This window comes from Clostridium acidisoli DSM 12555 (assembly GCF_900176305.1).
Classification (GTDB): domain Bacteria; phylum Bacillota; class Clostridia; order Clostridiales; family Clostridiaceae; genus Clostridium_I; species Clostridium_I acidisoli.
This window is the reverse complement of record NZ_FWXH01000003.1, coordinates 547,036-562,985: the sequence shown is the minus strand read 5'-3', so window position 1 is coordinate 562,985 and position 15,950 is coordinate 547,036. Positions and strand designations below refer to the sequence as shown.

The 15,950-nt window shown below is 31.7% G+C and carries 13 protein-coding genes; 3 read left to right on the top strand and 10 right to left on the bottom strand.

Features of this window, described 5'->3' with window-relative positions; all coding sequences use genetic code 11:
• Window positions 1–65 precede the first annotated feature (65 nt).
• The 4 genes from B8978_RS07870 to B8978_RS07855 all read right to left on the bottom strand — a co-directional run bounded on the left by B8978_RS07870 (window position 66) and on the right by B8978_RS07855 (window position 5,381).
• The gene (locus B8978_RS07870; protein WP_084115082.1) at window positions 66–1,265 is read right to left on the bottom strand and encodes an FprA family A-type flavoprotein; all 1,200 of its coding nucleotides are present in this window, start codon (window positions 1,263–1,265) and stop codon (window positions 66–68) included.
• Window positions 1,266–1,316: 51 nt separating this feature from the next.
• Entirely contained in the window at window positions 1,317–3,224 is a 1,908-nt protein-coding gene (locus B8978_RS07865; RefSeq protein ID WP_084115081.1) for an acyl-CoA dehydrogenase family protein, read from the bottom strand.
• A 270-nt stretch (window positions 3,225–3,494) separates the two neighbouring features.
• Entirely contained in the window at window positions 3,495–4,235 is a 741-nt protein-coding gene (bglS, locus tag B8978_RS07860) for a beta-glucanase (RefSeq protein ID WP_084115080.1), read from the bottom strand.
• 132 nt (window positions 4,236–4,367) lie between these two features.
• A complete protein-coding gene (locus B8978_RS07855) occupies window positions 4,368–5,381 on the bottom strand; it encodes a MarR family transcriptional regulator (RefSeq protein WP_084115079.1) in 1,014 nt (337 codons plus the stop codon).
• Window positions 5,382–5,582: 201 nt separating this feature from the next.
• On the opposite strand from B8978_RS07855, the gene B8978_RS07850 reads away from it, so the two are divergent.
• Window positions 5,583–7,223, top strand: coding sequence for a SulP family inorganic anion transporter (locus tag B8978_RS07850; RefSeq protein WP_084115078.1), 1,641 nt, complete (start codon window positions 5,583–5,585; stop codon window positions 7,221–7,223).
• Between the two features lie 69 nt (window positions 7,224–7,292).
• Here the strand turns inward: B8978_RS07850 and B8978_RS07845 are convergent, their stop codons facing one another.
• Both B8978_RS07845 and B8978_RS07840 read right to left on the bottom strand, forming a co-directional pair.
• On the bottom strand, window positions 7,293–8,384 hold the full coding sequence (locus tag B8978_RS07845; protein ID WP_084115077.1) for a radical SAM/SPASM domain-containing protein: 1,092 nt from the start codon (window positions 8,382–8,384) through the stop codon (window positions 7,293–7,295).
• 21 nt (window positions 8,385–8,405) lie between these two features.
• A complete protein-coding gene (locus B8978_RS07840; protein WP_084115076.1) occupies window positions 8,406–8,969 on the bottom strand; it encodes a TetR/AcrR family transcriptional regulator in 564 nt (187 codons plus the stop codon).
• Window positions 8,970–9,321: 352 nt separating this feature from the next.
• On the opposite strand from B8978_RS07840, the gene B8978_RS07835 reads away from it, so the two are divergent.
• Together B8978_RS07835 and hydG are read left to right on the top strand one after the other, a co-directional pair.
• Complete coding sequence (locus B8978_RS07835) at window positions 9,322–9,591, top strand: TM1266 family iron-only hydrogenase system putative regulator (protein ID WP_084115075.1); 270 nt, start codon at window positions 9,322–9,324, stop codon at window positions 9,589–9,591.
• A 5-nt stretch (window positions 9,592–9,596) separates the two neighbouring features.
• Window positions 9,597–11,015, top strand: a complete 1,419-nt coding sequence (gene hydG / locus B8978_RS07830; protein WP_084115074.1) for a [FeFe] hydrogenase H-cluster radical SAM maturase HydG — start codon at window positions 9,597–9,599, stop codon at window positions 11,013–11,015.
• 101 nt (window positions 11,016–11,116) lie between these two features.
• On the opposite strand, the gene B8978_RS07825 is transcribed toward hydG, so the two are convergent.
• The 4 genes from B8978_RS07825 to B8978_RS07810 form a co-directional block, all read right to left on the bottom strand.
• On the bottom strand, window positions 11,117–11,959 hold the full coding sequence (locus B8978_RS07825; protein WP_084115073.1) for an aldo/keto reductase: 843 nt from the start codon (window positions 11,957–11,959) through the stop codon (window positions 11,117–11,119).
• Between the two features lie 280 nt (window positions 11,960–12,239).
• Window positions 12,240–13,955 carry a methyl-accepting chemotaxis protein gene (locus tag B8978_RS07820; RefSeq protein WP_084115072.1) on the bottom strand — a complete coding sequence of 572 codons (1,716 nt, stop codon included), beginning with the start codon at window positions 13,953–13,955 and terminating at the stop codon, window positions 12,240–12,242.
• 167 nt (window positions 13,956–14,122) lie between these two features.
• A complete protein-coding gene (locus B8978_RS07815) occupies window positions 14,123–14,980 on the bottom strand; it encodes a pentapeptide repeat-containing protein (protein WP_084115071.1) in 858 nt (285 codons plus the stop codon).
• A gap of 43 nt (window positions 14,981–15,023) precedes the next feature.
• Window positions 15,024–15,839 carry a helix-turn-helix domain-containing protein gene (locus tag B8978_RS07810; RefSeq protein ID WP_084115070.1) on the bottom strand — a complete coding sequence of 272 codons (816 nt, stop codon included), beginning with the start codon at window positions 15,837–15,839 and terminating at the stop codon, window positions 15,024–15,026.
• Window positions 15,840–15,950 lie beyond the last annotated feature (111 nt).

Genomic DNA, 15,950 nt, shown 5'->3' with positions numbered 1-15,950 from the left:
AACAAAAAAAGATCAGCTCACAAAATTTATCTATGAACCGATCCCTGATTTATGTTTTTCTAAAATTACTTCATTGATTCAATAATACTGTCAGCAATGGCATCTATAGAATCTTTATCATCCTCTTTCATGGCAGAGTTAACTGTCATGCCATTGTCTAAAATAGTCATTTCTTTCATTTCATTTAAAAGTTCACGCATCAATTTATCAGCTTGAGGAGCCCAAGATCCATTCTCTATAAGCGCAAAAGTACGTTTTTGAAGATTTAATGCCTTCATATCCATTATATAATTTAGCATTGGTGGATAAATTTTTAAGTTATATGTTACAGATGCAAGAACCACATGACTATATTTAAATGTCTCAGAAATCAAATAAGACACATGAGTTTTTGAAACATCATACATAACAACATTTGTAATTCCTTTTTCCACTAACTTAGTTGCCAAATTGTTTGCAGCAGCCTCCGTATTACCATACATTGTTCCATAAACAATCATTACTCCATTTTCTTCAGGTTCATATCGACTCCACTTGTCATACTTGTCTAATAAATATCCGAAATCATTACGCCATACAGGTCCATGTAGTGGACAGATAAGTTTGATGTCTATACTACTTGCCTTCTTCAATAGAGCCTGGACATGAGGACCATACTTGCCTACAATATTTGTATAGTATCTTCTAGCTTCATCAATCCAATCACGATCAAAATTCATTTCATCATTAAACAATTTACCATTCAAAGCTCCGAAAGAACCAAATGCATCAGCTGAAAATAGTACACCATTAGTGGTGTCATATGTGACCATAGCCTCTGGCCAATGTACCATTGGTGCAGATACAAATACAACGTTATGTTTTCCAAAGGATAGAGTGTCGCCTTCTTTAACTTCTGTTACTTTTCCATCAATGCGAAAACCAAACTGATACATAAACATAGAAGCTTTACTAGTACATATGATTTTTACATTTGGATATCGAAGAATAATTTCTTCAATACAAGCTCCATGATCAGGCTCCATATGATTAATTACCATATAATCTAAAGTTCTGCCTCCTAAAACCTCTTGAATATTTTCAAGGAACTGTCTACAAATTGACCAATCCACTGTATCAAAGAGTACCGTCTTCTCATCTAAAAGTAGATAAGAATTATAAGAAACACCTTGCATGATGGGATGAATGTTTTCAAACAAAGCAAGTCGTCGGTCATTTCCACCAACCCAATAAAGATCCTCAGTTACTTTTCTAACACAATACATAGTTATAATCCCCCTCTTTACATTAAAAACATATTATTATTTTTATAGTAATTAGACTTCTATAAACATATCTTTTTCTTCACCACAAGAAGGACAAGTCCACTCTTCAGGTATATTTTCAAATAAAGTTCCCGGAAGTACTTCGCCTTCTGGATCACCTATACCAGGATCATATTCATAACCACATCCATTACATACATAATGTTTCCAAGTTGGAGTAACCTTCTTTTGAGCAGCTCTCTTCATTTTTTTCATTGGTGGAGCTTCCTTCTTTGGTTCTCCGTTATCTAACGCGGAAGTAAGTAATGGTAAAATTTCCATTAAATCTCCAACAATACCGTAATCTGCATTCTTAAAAATTTTTGCATTAGGATCGATATTTATAGCAACAATTGTAGTAGCATCCTTTATACCTTTCAAATGCTGCCCTGCACCCGAAATACCACAGGCAATATATAGGTTACCCTTGAATTTTTGACCAGACATGCCTACATAACGATTTAGCGGTACGTATTTTAGAGTTTCAGCCACAGGCCTTGAAGACCCTATAGCTGCACCAGCTTGAACTGCTAAGTCTTCTATAAGCTTCATATTTTCTTTTTTTCCTATGCCTTGACCTACGCTAACTACTCTTTCAGCTTTAGTAATAGGAGTGTCCAAAGGGATTCCAACTTTAAAATCATATCCATCTGCTTCAAGAGCTTTTACAAGTTCATTCACTTTTTCCTCATCAGTTCCTTTGTTAAAGATCACTTTTTTACGATAACCTGTTGCTGGTCCATGCCCTAAAGCTTTACCTACATGTTCAGTTTTTGGCATCTTACCTATGATGTTTGCTGCAATAACTATACGTTGAATTTCATTAGTTCCTTCATATATTGTACAAATCTTAGCATCCCTGTAAGCACGCTCAACTTCCATACCTTTCAAATATCCATTTCCTCCAAATATTTGAAGCGCATCATTTACAATTTCAAGACAAACATCTGAAGCATATTGTTTTGCCATAGCAGCTTCCATATTGTAGTGCTCATGATTTTCCTTAAGCTCTGCTGCACTATAAATAAGTAGTCTAGCTGCTCTAAGTTTTGTTGCCATATCAGCTAACTTAAAGGCTATAATCTGTTGCTGGCATATAGGCTTCCCAAATTGAACTCTTTCTTTTGAGTACTCTAGAGCATGTTCATAAGCACCCTGAGCAATTCCAAGTGCCTGCGCTGCAATACCAATACGGCCACCATCCAAAGTTGCCATAGCAATCTTGAAACCATCGCCTTCTTTACCTAATAGGTTTTCCTTAGGAACTTTTACGTCGTTAAAAATGAGCTGTGCAGTGGCAGATGACCTAATACCCATCTTGTCATAATGGTCGCTGAAGCTAAAACCTTCCATGCCCTTCTCCACAATAAATGCACTGATTCCATGAGTACCTATATCTGGTGTAGTTACTGCAAAAACAACGTAAATATCAGCCTTACCAGCATTAGTAATAAATATTTTTTCACCATTTAAGATGTAATGATCACCTTCAAGTACTGCAGTTGTCTCTGTACCACTGGCATCACTACCTGCATTTTCTTCAGTAAGACCGAAGGCTCCAAGTTTCTCTCCCTTTGCCAGTGGAATCAAATATTTTTGTTTTTGCTCCTCTGTTCCATAGGCAGCAATTGGGTATGTCCCCAAAGAAGTATGCGCTGAGAGAATTACGCCTGTCCCACCATCAACTCTTGACAATTCTTCAACGGCAATTGCATAGCTGATTACGTCTAGACCTGCTCCACCATACTCTTTTGGATACGGTATTCCCATAATACCCATATCAGCCAATTTCTTAATTGCTTCTGAAGGGAATTTGTTTTCCTGATCCAACATAAATGCAATAGGCTTAACTTCCTCTTCAGAAAACTCTCTAATTTTTGTTCTCAAATTTTCATGCTGCTCTGTAGTTTTAAAAAACATAAATACACCTCCATCTTAATTATCACGGTTTCATAAATGCCGTTATGCGAAATCTACAATACCATAGCTTAAATATATACGGAAACCGTATACATTTATAGTATACCTTTTAAGTATACATTTCAAGCCCAACTTTAACCTTTTTTTCGACATAATGTCTTATATAAGTCCTTTACGCCTAACCATTAAAAATAAACTAGGAAAAAGCCATCTCTCTTTAGCTCCTTCCTAGTTATTGCTTATGCAGCTTTCTTAAAGTTATGAAATTTGTTACTGTTGATCGTAAGATACCCAATCGTAATACGCGTTAATTGGTGTTACACCATTATAAGAACCTAACCAAGAGTCTACACCTATTCCAGGCCATAAATTCATCATAATTTTACCAGGATGTGATGGTATATTATTGGTTGCCCTGTACACTTCCTTTCCATCTACCTTCCATGCAATATAAGTTGGCTCCCAGTCATAAGCATAGGTATGATAGCTTTGTGAAGCATCAAAGCCTAAATTGTAAAGGTACTCATGATTGCCTACACCATTTGTATAATAATTGAATTGTACCTTTGTAGTGTCCTTACCTAAAAACTCTATATCTATTTCATCCCAAGGAGTATTATCTGACGGTCCTGTATAGGTAAAAAACGAAGAATCCACACCAGTGTTTTTTGCTGGTTTCATACTTACTTGATAGAGTCCATACCCGTAAGTATTATTTGAGCGATATTCTCCACCAGCATATGGAGTAGATCCTCCTTGCGTATCTTTAGTAATACTAAGATCCATAACGCCATTGCTAAAATTAACATTACTAGCCCTCCAAGTACAATTAAACATGTCCCCATTGGACCATCCATCTGATTTTGACCAAGCTTGTGTATTAGCATAATCAAATCCGTCACTAAAGTGTGCTTTTGTTGCTGCAAAAGTTTGGGTAGGTATTAAAGCCACGGTAAAGAAAGTACCTACTAGCATTGCTAATGCAGCAACTTTAAATTTTATCTTTTTCATATAACCCATCTCCTTATGTAAACGTTTATATTGTTATTATATCACAATTTTATGCTTTGTAAATAATATTTTCAACATTTGTTGCGTTATATTGTTGCTTTAAAGAGACGAATATATTATTATCCTTAATTATCAACTAACTAAGTTCTTTTTTATTACTTCAAATGTCTTTTCAATATATTCTTTAACAAAATCATTTTTTAATGTTAAGTTCAACTTTAACATTATCTGATTTAACCTAGGCAATTCAACTGTAGATATAAATTGAAGATCTTTGTATATCAAAAAACTTTTTTGATTCACATCAAATTCTTTAATAAGTAATTCTTCTCCAATCTGTGAAATGTATAAAAAAAGTGAATTTTTTAATTTAGATTTTTCCTTATATATTAAATTTTTTTCATAAAGCTTTTTTACAACAATATTAGCTGTAGAAGGTGCTAAATATGCAAGCTTACTGAGCTTTACTGAAGTAACCCCAGGAAAAGCATCTACTATCCATAAAATTCTAAGTTGAGGATATGTAAGTTTAAGCGGTACAAGCAAATTTCTGTGATTATTTGCAAGATTTAATACAAAAGTTCTTAAAAGATTATAAAAAAGAATAAGTTTTTTAAGCTTATATTTTTCTTCAAAATTAAAGTCATCAAAATCAACTTTTAATCCCAATTCGTTTAGTTTTTTTATATATTCAAATAAAAATACATTGTTAGAATATAAAGTTATTGATTTTAAAATTTCTATAATAAAATCCAAATCTTCATCATTAATAACTGAAAGCAACCGAATCAATGCAGCTTTGTCCTGCTTTTTCATTTTATTTACTTCGATTAAATTATGACCAGCTCCAGTGAGATTTAAAGTATATAATTTTTTATTTTCAGTTTCTTCACGAACAACTAAATTTTTATCCATTAAAAGTTTGAGTATTTTTGTTACTGTAGGTGGCGACCAACAACCTATTTTAGCAATTTCACCAAGAGATATACCCTCAAAAATTTTTATAATCCATAGAACTCTTAGTTGAGGTAAAGTAATTCCCGTTTTCTTAACAAAATTGTTATAATCCCATTCTATATTTAAAAATAAGTACCTTGATAAGTTATAAAATTCATGAATATCAAATAATTTATTTTTTAAATCCATATATCTGTGTCCTTTCCTAATAAGGAATATTTAAATCATTACCTATTTATAATTTTATCATACCATCAGTTATCAAATCAAATTTTGCATTTAATAGTCGAATTTTGTTGTTTATGTGTATAAAATAATGTATGATTGTAAATGCACTACATTTTAACATTCGAATACTAACTAAATATAAAACATTATAGGAGTGATAACTTGTTAATTCCAAAATCTATTACATGTTTAAAAAATTACACTAAGGAACAATTTATAAAGGACTTTATTTCTGGTATCATAGTCGCAATTATTGCACTGCCACTTTCCATTGCTTTAGCTATCGCATCTGGAGTTTCACCTGAAAAAGGATTGTACACTGCAATCGTTGGTGGATTTATCGTTTCATTGCTTGGTGGAAGCAAAGTACAAATTGGTGGTCCTACAGCCGCTTTTGTAGTTATTGTATACGGAATAATACAAAAGTACGGAATAGAAGGTTTATTTATATCCACTATAATGGCCGGAATTTTTCTTATTATAATGGGATTATTAAAATTTGGCAGTCTAATAAAATACATACCGTCTTCAATAACCACTGGATTTACAAGTGGTATAGCCGTAGTTCTTTTTTCAACGGAAGTAAAAGATTTCTTTGGTCTAAAGATCAAATCTGTACCCTCGCAGTTTTTAGAAAAATTGATATCATATTTTAATAATTTTCATACAATAAATTTTGAAAGTTTGTTTATAGCACTTTTAACACTTGGAATAATCATATTGTGGCCACGGATAAATAAAAAAATACCAGGAACTTTTATAGCAATAATAATAGTAACTGTAATTACAATGATTTTTAAATTAGATATTCCAACTATAGGCAATCAATTCGGGCATATTTCTTCTTCACTGCCATATCCTAGCTTTCCAAAGGTTAGTTTTGCTATGGTAAATGAACTAATGCTTCCAGCACTGACAATTGCTATTCTTGGTTCAGTAGAATCATTGTTATCAGCAGTAGTATCTGATGGAATGATTGGTGGTAATCATCGTTCTAATATGGAGCTGATTGCTCAAGGTTTTGCTAATATCTTTTCAGCAGCTTTTGGAGGTATACCCGTTACAGGAGCTATTGCAAGAACTGCTGCAAATGTTAAAAATGGTGGCAGAACCCCAGTGGCTGGTATGGTTCATGCATTAGTACTTTTAATTATTATGTTATTATTTATGCCTTATGTTAAACTTATACCTATGTCCTCTTTAGCCGCAGTTTTAGTAATGATTGCATATAACATGGGAGACTGGGAAGCTTTTAAACGAATATTTAATGCCCCTAAGAGTGATTCTTTAGTATTTATAGTTACATTTGTTTTGACCATCTTTTTAGATTTAGTTGTAGCTATAAGTGTAGGTGTTGTTCTTGCATCTTTCTTATTCATGAGAAAGATGAGCGACATTACAGAAATCAACTATATCCTAGACGATGAGGAAGATATAGATTCTAATGAATTTATAGAAAACGTAAAAATGCCAGATCATATTTCAATGTATGAAATTAGCGGACCATTTTTCTTTGGAGCTGCCAATAAATTTGTAGCTGCAGTAAGAGAAATGGGCGTGCCTACCAAAGTACTAATAATAAAGATGAGTAAAGTACCTTTTATGGATGCTACAGCATATCACTCTTTTGAAATGTTACATAACGTCTGTAAAAAACATCATACAAAATTAATAATACTTAAAATTCAACAACAACCATTAGATATGCTTACAAAATATGGCTTTGTAGAGATGATTGGAGAAGCTAATTTTTGTCCTTCTGTGGAGGATGCTATTGACAGGGCTAACGTTATATTAAATTGATTGTCAGATAAATATAGCTAGTAAAATTCACTTGATTTTACTAGCTATATTTATAACATACCTGTTACTTTAAATTTCTAATATCTTTTTAACATGTTCTTCCTTCTCAAATAATAAACATCCACCATCATGCTCTCCTAGTAACATTTCATTATCTTTAAGCTTTCTAAATAATGGTGATTTTAAAGCTTTTTCCAAACTGCATTCTTTTAAATTAATATCAGAATATGGTGAAAATGGGCACGGTTCTGCATCTCCACTAGCATTTATATGAAAAAAGCCTCTTCCTGCAGCTAAACATCCACCTGCATATTTCTCATCACCAGGGAATGATAAAAACACCACATTTTCAAATACTTTTTTTAATTCTTCTATCTTTTGTTCTAATATTAACCGTTCTTTATCTGTAGGTGCAAGATTTTTAGTGGCTTTAATTATTGCAACATACTCCACAAATACTAATATTCTTGTTCCTTTACTATAAATATCCTGTACAAATTCTTTACTTGTAACAGTTGTTATATTTTGAGTTGTTACAGTTACAGAACATCCAAATAAAATTCCTTTTTTATTTATATTAGACATTGTAATCATTATTGAATTATAAGTTCCTATTCCCCTCCTGCCATCAGTTTGATCCTTATTACCTTCAATACTTAGCATTGGCACAAGGTTTCTATTTTTATCAAATAATTTTATATAACTTTCATCAAACATAGTTCCATTTGTGAATATTGGAAAAACTATTTCTTTAACAGAAGAAGCTTTTTCAATAACACCTTTTCTCATTAACGGTTCTCCTCCTAATAACAATACAAACGAAATTCCAAGCTCCTTTGCTTCATTAAATATATCTCCCCATCTTTCTTCTGATATCTCACTAGTTTTTAAGTTATTTCCACAGGATTTGTTTGCCCTTGCATAACAACCCTTACAATATAAATTACAATTAGTTGAAATGCTTGCCATTAAAAATGGTGGTATATGCTCACCTTTACTTTCTAACATATTCCTTTTATTTTTCGCACCCTTTAATGCTAACATGTATTTTATTACAAATGTTGCTTCTTTTAGATTCTTTGTAGATGCTTTTAAAACGTCTTTTACTATATTTTCAATACCATTGCTCATATATTCAGATAAATTAAATGCTTGACTCATTATTTTTACCCTCCAAACTCTTTATTTAATAAATAAATTCAGTTGAATATCAATAAGTTTATCTCTTTCTTGTTTATTCATAATATTAATTTTACTAAGCTTTTTAAATTCATCTGCTCTATATAATACTAATTGCATAAATGAAATTAGTTGATAGGAAATAATTTTACACTCTTCATCAGTTTTACTTCCTTGAAAGCATTCTTTAACTAATGGAAGTATTTCAATAACTTGAGTAAATTCTCCCTTTAATAATAGATAAGGCATCATTTGCTTTGTATATTTTTTATAATCAACGATCATATCACTAATACGGACTAAAAAATATCTAAGTTTATCTTTCGGCGATTTCTCACTAACTTCCATATCCTTAAAATAGGTATCAGCAGCCTCTCTTATTAACCTGTTTACTCCAATGTTTATTAATTCATCTTTAGAAGTAAAATGATAATTTATTGTTGATAAATTTGTCTTTGCTCTTTCTGTTATCTTTCTTGATGTTATTTCTGAAACATCGTTACACTCTTGCAATAATTCTATTACTGCTTCTATTAATTGATTTTTGGTATTATTAGATTTATCCACTTTGCCACCTCATTTTAAAACACGTTTGAAACACGTTTGATTATATCTTATTTGGTATAATATTTCAATACTTTATCAAAAAGTTCTTGCATCTTTACTTAATAAAATGATAAAGTATATATGATGTTTTGGTGTTCTGTTTGAGATTAAACTTTGTTTATCTTTCAGATAACCTAATTTAAATTTAAAAAATTATCGTACTGAATTCATGAGGGTTATTCCCTAATGAGAAGGCGAGATTATAGTTGAACTATTTTGAGCTACATAACTTTTTATTATGTTCTCTTAATTGTGCTTTATTAATCTTGTGCCTAAAAGACACAAGATTTTTTTATGGGAGGATTTTATAATAATGGAAACAAGGATTGCACAAATTGGTATTATTATTGAAAACAGAGATGTTACAGATAAGCTTAATGCCATCCTCCATACTTATGGAGATTTTATTATTGGAAGGATGGGACTTCCTTACCCTAAACGACATGTTTGGGTAATTAGTATTATTGTAGATGCCCCAATGGATGTTATCAGTGCACTATCTGGAAAACTTGGAATGCTACCAAATGTTAACACCAAAACAATTTACTCAAAAGTATCTGAAAAATATAAAGATGAGGTGTGAAATTTATGTATAATGTCAAATCAAAAAATGCTACTGAATTTATAAATGATGAAGAAATTCTTGAAACTCTTGCTTATGCAAAGGAAAATAAAAGTAATCGAGAACTAATTGAAAGCCTAATAGAACGTGCAAAAGATTGCAAAGGCTTAACTCATAAAGAAGCTGCTGTTTTGCTTGAATGTGATTTAGAAGATGAAAACGAGAAAATTTTTAAACTATCAAAAAAGATAAAACAAAATTTTTACGGAAATAGAATTGTAATGTTTGCTCCATTATATCTTTCAAATTATTGTGTAAATGGTTGCGTTTATTGTCCATACCATTATAAAAATAAACATATTAGTCGTAAAAAATTATCTCAAGAGGATATTAAACGTGAGGTTATTGCACTTCAAGATATGGGACATAAACGTCTAGCACTTGAAACTGGTGAAGATCCAGTAAATAACCCAATTGAATATGTACTTGAAAGTATTAAAACAATATACAGCATTAAACATAAAAATGGATCTATTAGACGTGTTAATGTAAATATTGCTGCAACAACAGTTGAAAATTATAAAAAATTGAAGGACGCTGGAATTGGTACTTATATTTTATTCCAAGAAACTTACAACAAAAAAAATTATGAAGAACTTCACCCAACAGGACCTAAACATGATTATGCTTATCACACAGAAGCTATGGACAGAGCCATGGATGGTGGAATAGATGACGTTGGTATTGGTGTTTTATTTGGATTAAACTTATATCGTTATGATTTTGTTGGACTCTTAATGCATGCAGAACATTTGGAAGCTGCAAAAGGTGTTGGTCCACATACAATAAGTGTGCCTAGAATTCGTCCAGCAGACGATATTGATCCTGAAACTTTTTCAAACGCCATTTCTGATGATGTTTTTGCAAAAATCGTTGCAGTACTTAGAATTGCTGTACCATACACTGGTATGATTATTTCTACTAGAGAATCTCAATCTACACGTGAGCGTGTTTTAGAACTTGGTGTTTCTCAAGTAAGTGGTGCTTCTTGTACTAGTGTTGGTGGATATTCTGAAAAAGAAGACGAAGAAGATAATTCTGCACAATTTGAAGTAAATGACAACAGAACCTTAGATGAAATTGTTAATTGGCTCATGGAATTAGGTTATATTCCAAGTTTTTGCACAGCTTGCTACCGTGAAGGCCGTACCGGTGATCGTTTTATGAGTTTAGTAAAAGCTGGTCAAATCGCAAACTGCTGTCAACCAAACGCTCTAATGACCTTAAAAGAATATCTAGAAGATTATGCTTCTGAAGATACAATTAAAAAGGGTGAGCTTTTAATTGCTAAAGAGATTGAAAAAATTCCAAGCGAAAGGGTTCGTGAAGTAGTTAAAACACATTTGAAAGAAATGAAAGATGGAAAACGTGATTTCCGTTTCTAATACAAAAAAACCTTGAAAAGGAGATGACATACTAATTTTTTAGTATGTCATCTCCTTTTCATATTGAGTCTATTGTAACTTAATTATAGAAGTAATACATTTCAAAATTCTTCATATACCTTAGGATCTTGATTGTTTATTCGACCATTTTCAATAGTTAGTTTAGAAATAACTTTCATTTCCTCCTCTGATAATTCAAAATCAAATATATCTAAATTATCACACTGATGTTTTATAGATGCAGCTTTAGGAATGGGAATAGCCCCAAGTTGTATATGCCATCGTAAAATTATTTGTGAAACAGATTTTTCATGTGTTTTTGCTATTTGTTGAATTTTTTCATTTGTTAAAAAAGTGCCTCCATTTCCTAGTGGACTCCAAGATTCAGTTACAATACCGTGTGTTTTATGCCAAATACGTTGCTCTTCTTGATTAAAATAAGGATGCAGTTCAATTTGATTAATACTAGGTGTCACACCTGTTTCATCTTTCAATCGTTCAATATGTTCAGGCAAAAAATTACATACACCTATAGATCTTATTAATCCTTGTTTTTTAGCTTCTATTAAAGCCTGCCATGCCTCAACATATAGATTTACTCTAGGATTTGGCCAATGAATAAGATATATATCATAATAATCTAATCCACCTCTATATAGTGACTCTTGAATTGTTTTAAATGCTTCAGCATAAGCATGATGACGTCCTGGTAGCTTGGAAGTAATAATAAGCTGTTCTCTTGGCACTGAGCTTTGCCTAACAGCTTCACCTACAGCGCCTTCATTTTCATAATTAAATGCAGTATCAATCAATCGATAGCCTGCATCAATTGCATTTTTTATGACTTGTACGCCTTCCGCACCATTTAAACTATAGCTTCCAAAACCAATAGACGGTATTTTAAGCCCATCGTTTAATAAAGTTTCCGAAAAATTTTTCACCATAACAATCATTCTCCCTTACTAATATTTACTTAACATTACATTTCCAAATTCTTCTGGTAATCTAATTACTTTGAAAAGTACATATAGATATTATATTTCATTTATATGTATAAATGTAGTATGCACTTTGATGTAATATAGTAACTTAAAAGATAGTAATCAAACGGATAACATCCCTGTGTCATAAAAAAATCCGTAAATGAAACACAGCACCACATGCATTTCATTCACGGATTTTCTTTAAATATACTACTCTAGTGCAAGTTTAACTTTATTGACTTCACACCTTAAACTTCTGTACCATATCAGTTAGTTTTTGTGCAAGTTCAGCCTGACTTTGTGCAGATTTTGCAACATCATTAATAGCTAAGGTTATTTCATTAACACTACCTAATATCTCTTCAGAACTTGATGCCGATTCTTCTGCTGTTGCGGATACGTTTTGCATAGCAGTACTTACTTGCTCAACCACTTCGTTCATTTGTTTTGAGGAAGATGAAATCTCATTTATAATATCATTAACAAATTTGGCATCTTTTCCATATTGAATACCTGTACTCATAAGAAGTTCATAACTTGGTTTTACATTTTTCGACATATATTCAAGTACTTCTTGTCCGCTTTGCGAAAGTTTAACAAATGCATCGTCTACTTGCTCAACCATGCTCTGGATGTTCAAAACTGCCTGTGAAGATTGCTCTGCAAGATTTCTTACTTCATCAGCAACTACTGAAAATCCTTTACCTTGTTCACCAGCCCTTGCCGCCTCTATTGCTGCATTTAAAGCTAATAAATTTGTCTGCTCTGCAATATTTCCAATAGAGTCCGCCATGATTTTAACTTCCTGTACGACTTTAGCCTCTTCGATAGCTTTTAAGATATTAGATTGCTTTTCATTGTATATTAAGTTACCTTCTTCTATATTTTTTGATGCTTTTTCTTTTATATCAAACGCACGTTTTTTTATCTCGCTTACAGATGTATCTGCATCATTTGCCCTTTGGGAAAGTTCATTTGTATTTGAACTTATTTCCTCTGTTGATGCACCTACTTCTTCAGTAGTGGCACTTAGATCTTGGATACCCTTAGATATTTGTTCTGTTGATGCATTTACTACTTCCATTTTAGATGAGACTTCTTCAGCAGTAGCTGATAATTCCTCACTGGTTGCACTTATATCACTGGCACTAGTCATTATCTCAGTTATTAGCTTTCTTACATTTTTGCTGCCTTGATTTAGCGCTTTAGCAAGATTTCCTATTTCATCCTTTGTGTCAATGTCTATTGATTGAGTTAAATCTCCATTTCCAATTGCTTCAGCAGATTTCAAAACTTTATTAAGCTGTTTTGAAATCCATCTTGATATTAAAATTCCTAATGTAATTGCAATAAACAAACCTAAAAGAGTTACTATAATTACTTTATAAAAGGAAGTTTTATACGTTAAGTTATTTTCCTTATAAGCGTTATCAGCCTGATTTGTATTTATCTTTATTAAATTACCTAAAGCATCATATATATTTTTCCTTATTGATGCTAATTTTGAATAATTGGCGTCAGCATCAGTATAATTATTTTCATTTGAAAATTTTATTACTAATTCATATGTTTCTTTATATATTTCTAATTCACTTTTTAACTGTGTAAAGGCTGGTTTTTCCTCATTCGATAATATTGATTTTTCATAATTTGATATAATAGTGTTGTTGGCATTATATAATTGGTTAACTTCCTTTTCGAGTCCATCATTTTGATTATTCATATTCCTTTGATAATCAATCTTTAACACATCAAAACGTATATCGGATATATTTTGTCTTATAGTAGTTAGCTGCTTTATGGATTCAAAGTTATAGTTATGCATTGACGTAGCATTGGAGTTAATTACATTCATATCTGTAATTCCATTAAATCCAACTAATGCTATAAATAACGATACCACAACAAATGCAGATATTAATTTTTGTATAGTTTTTAAATTTTCAAACCATTTCACAATAGTTACCTCCTGCGATTTTCTTATTTTTGATATTTTTCTACATTTATCTATATTATCGTTAGATATTATTTAAACTTGATATGATTTTTATTATATATTTAAAAAACCCATAAAAAATTATACCATAATATGGTATAATTTTTTATGGGTTTTTTAAAATCTATTTATTTTACCCAATACTTTGGTGGAGCCAGCCTAATTGGTAGCTTTGTATTTGAATCGCCCTTAGCTGCACTAATCTGGGCCTCAGTAAGAAATATGCTATTTACAAGATTAGCTCCACTAATATCTGCATCTCGCAAATCAGATCCTATGAGATCAGCTCCACTTAAATCTACTCCTTTAAGGTTCGCTGCAATAAGACAGGCTCCTCTCAGATCTGCGCCTATAAGATTAGCTTTTCTAAGATCGGCACCGAAATAATCTAATCTGCGAGAACTTCCATTCTTATTTTTTAAAAAAGCACCCTTTTTACCGTTTGCTTTAGCTTTAGTACGCACCAATTCACTTGTATTCTTAAGTAGTACATTAACCTTAGTTCTATGCTCTTCCACATCCAGTGCTAACAAAGCATCAGCATCAAGAAGTGTGAGTCTTTCAGTGTTGTCTAGAAGCGAACTTATCTTTTCTTGCATATTGTGCTCTGTTTGAAGAGTGAATGCTTCAGTAAGATACCATAACATTTCATGAAGCTGCCTCATAATCAGAAATGCATCAAACATTTGCTTAGAAGATTCGGGGAATTGTTGCCAATCACGTCCACCATAAGTAACTTGAGATACCTTTTGTCCGGCACCAAAACAGTCATAAGCAATACATCCCTTAAGTCCCTTATTTCTAAGCTCATTATGAACAGAACATGTAAAATCTGCTTGTAAGTTTATGCAGGGTTTACCTGCCTCCTTATTCGTTGGAAAACCTTCTGATGCCGAAAAATACAATGCCGTGCAGCATAGCCCAAAACATTTTTTGCATTCAACCTTCAATTCTTTATTAAGCTTATCTTCATTTGCATATATCATATTTATTTATACCTCATAATATTTATTTTATTTTTTAATAAAGTTAATCTTGTATAAGCTGTTGTAATTTATTTTTTGTATTGTCATCTACGGGCATTTGAATAGTGATATTTAAGCCCTCTATTTCTGTGGATTTAAATGAAATATAACTTAGATATAAGTTTCCTACAATGGGATGATGTAAAAGCTTTTGACCCTCTGGTATTCCCATTATACTTCCGTTATTCCACCATTTATTAAAAAGCGAATTTTTTGTGTTTAGTTCATTTATAATCTCATTTATTTTATTATCATTTTCATAATAACTGTAGTTTGCTCTCAACTGTTCAACCCGTAACTTAGAATGTCCCTCCCAATTGTCCAATAATTCCTTTATATAATTATCATTAAAAGCTCTCCAGATAGAATTTCTTTCTTTTTCATTCATTTCTTTGTAGTTACCATAAACCTTTAGTGCCACTTTATTCCATCCAATTATCGTAAATTTGCTATCAGTAACATAAGCTATATTGGGATTTTGATTATCTAAAAATTTTTGTAATGTATCAGAAATAGTAATAGTATTGGTAACTTCAACAGGTACTTTTTTATCCGATAAATTAAACAAGTATCTTTTTTCTTCATTATTTAACTGTAACACTCTGCTTAAAGAATTTAATACATCTATTGATGGATTAACATCTTGTCCTTGTTCAATTCGAACATACCAATCAATACTCACCCCTGCTAAATCCGCAACTTCTTCTCTTTTTAAGCCTTCAACTCTCCTTCTTTTATTTGATTCAAATCCAAATTGATCAGGACTTAGTGTGGCTCTCTTCTTTTTTAAAAACAATCCAAGTTCTTTGCTCTTAGACATTGCTATCCTCCAATTTATAATTTAATTATTAATAACCTTTCAAGTTATTTACGTAGTTGTACTGAACATATGATTATTTATCCTAGGATAAATTGATCTCTATTTAAATGG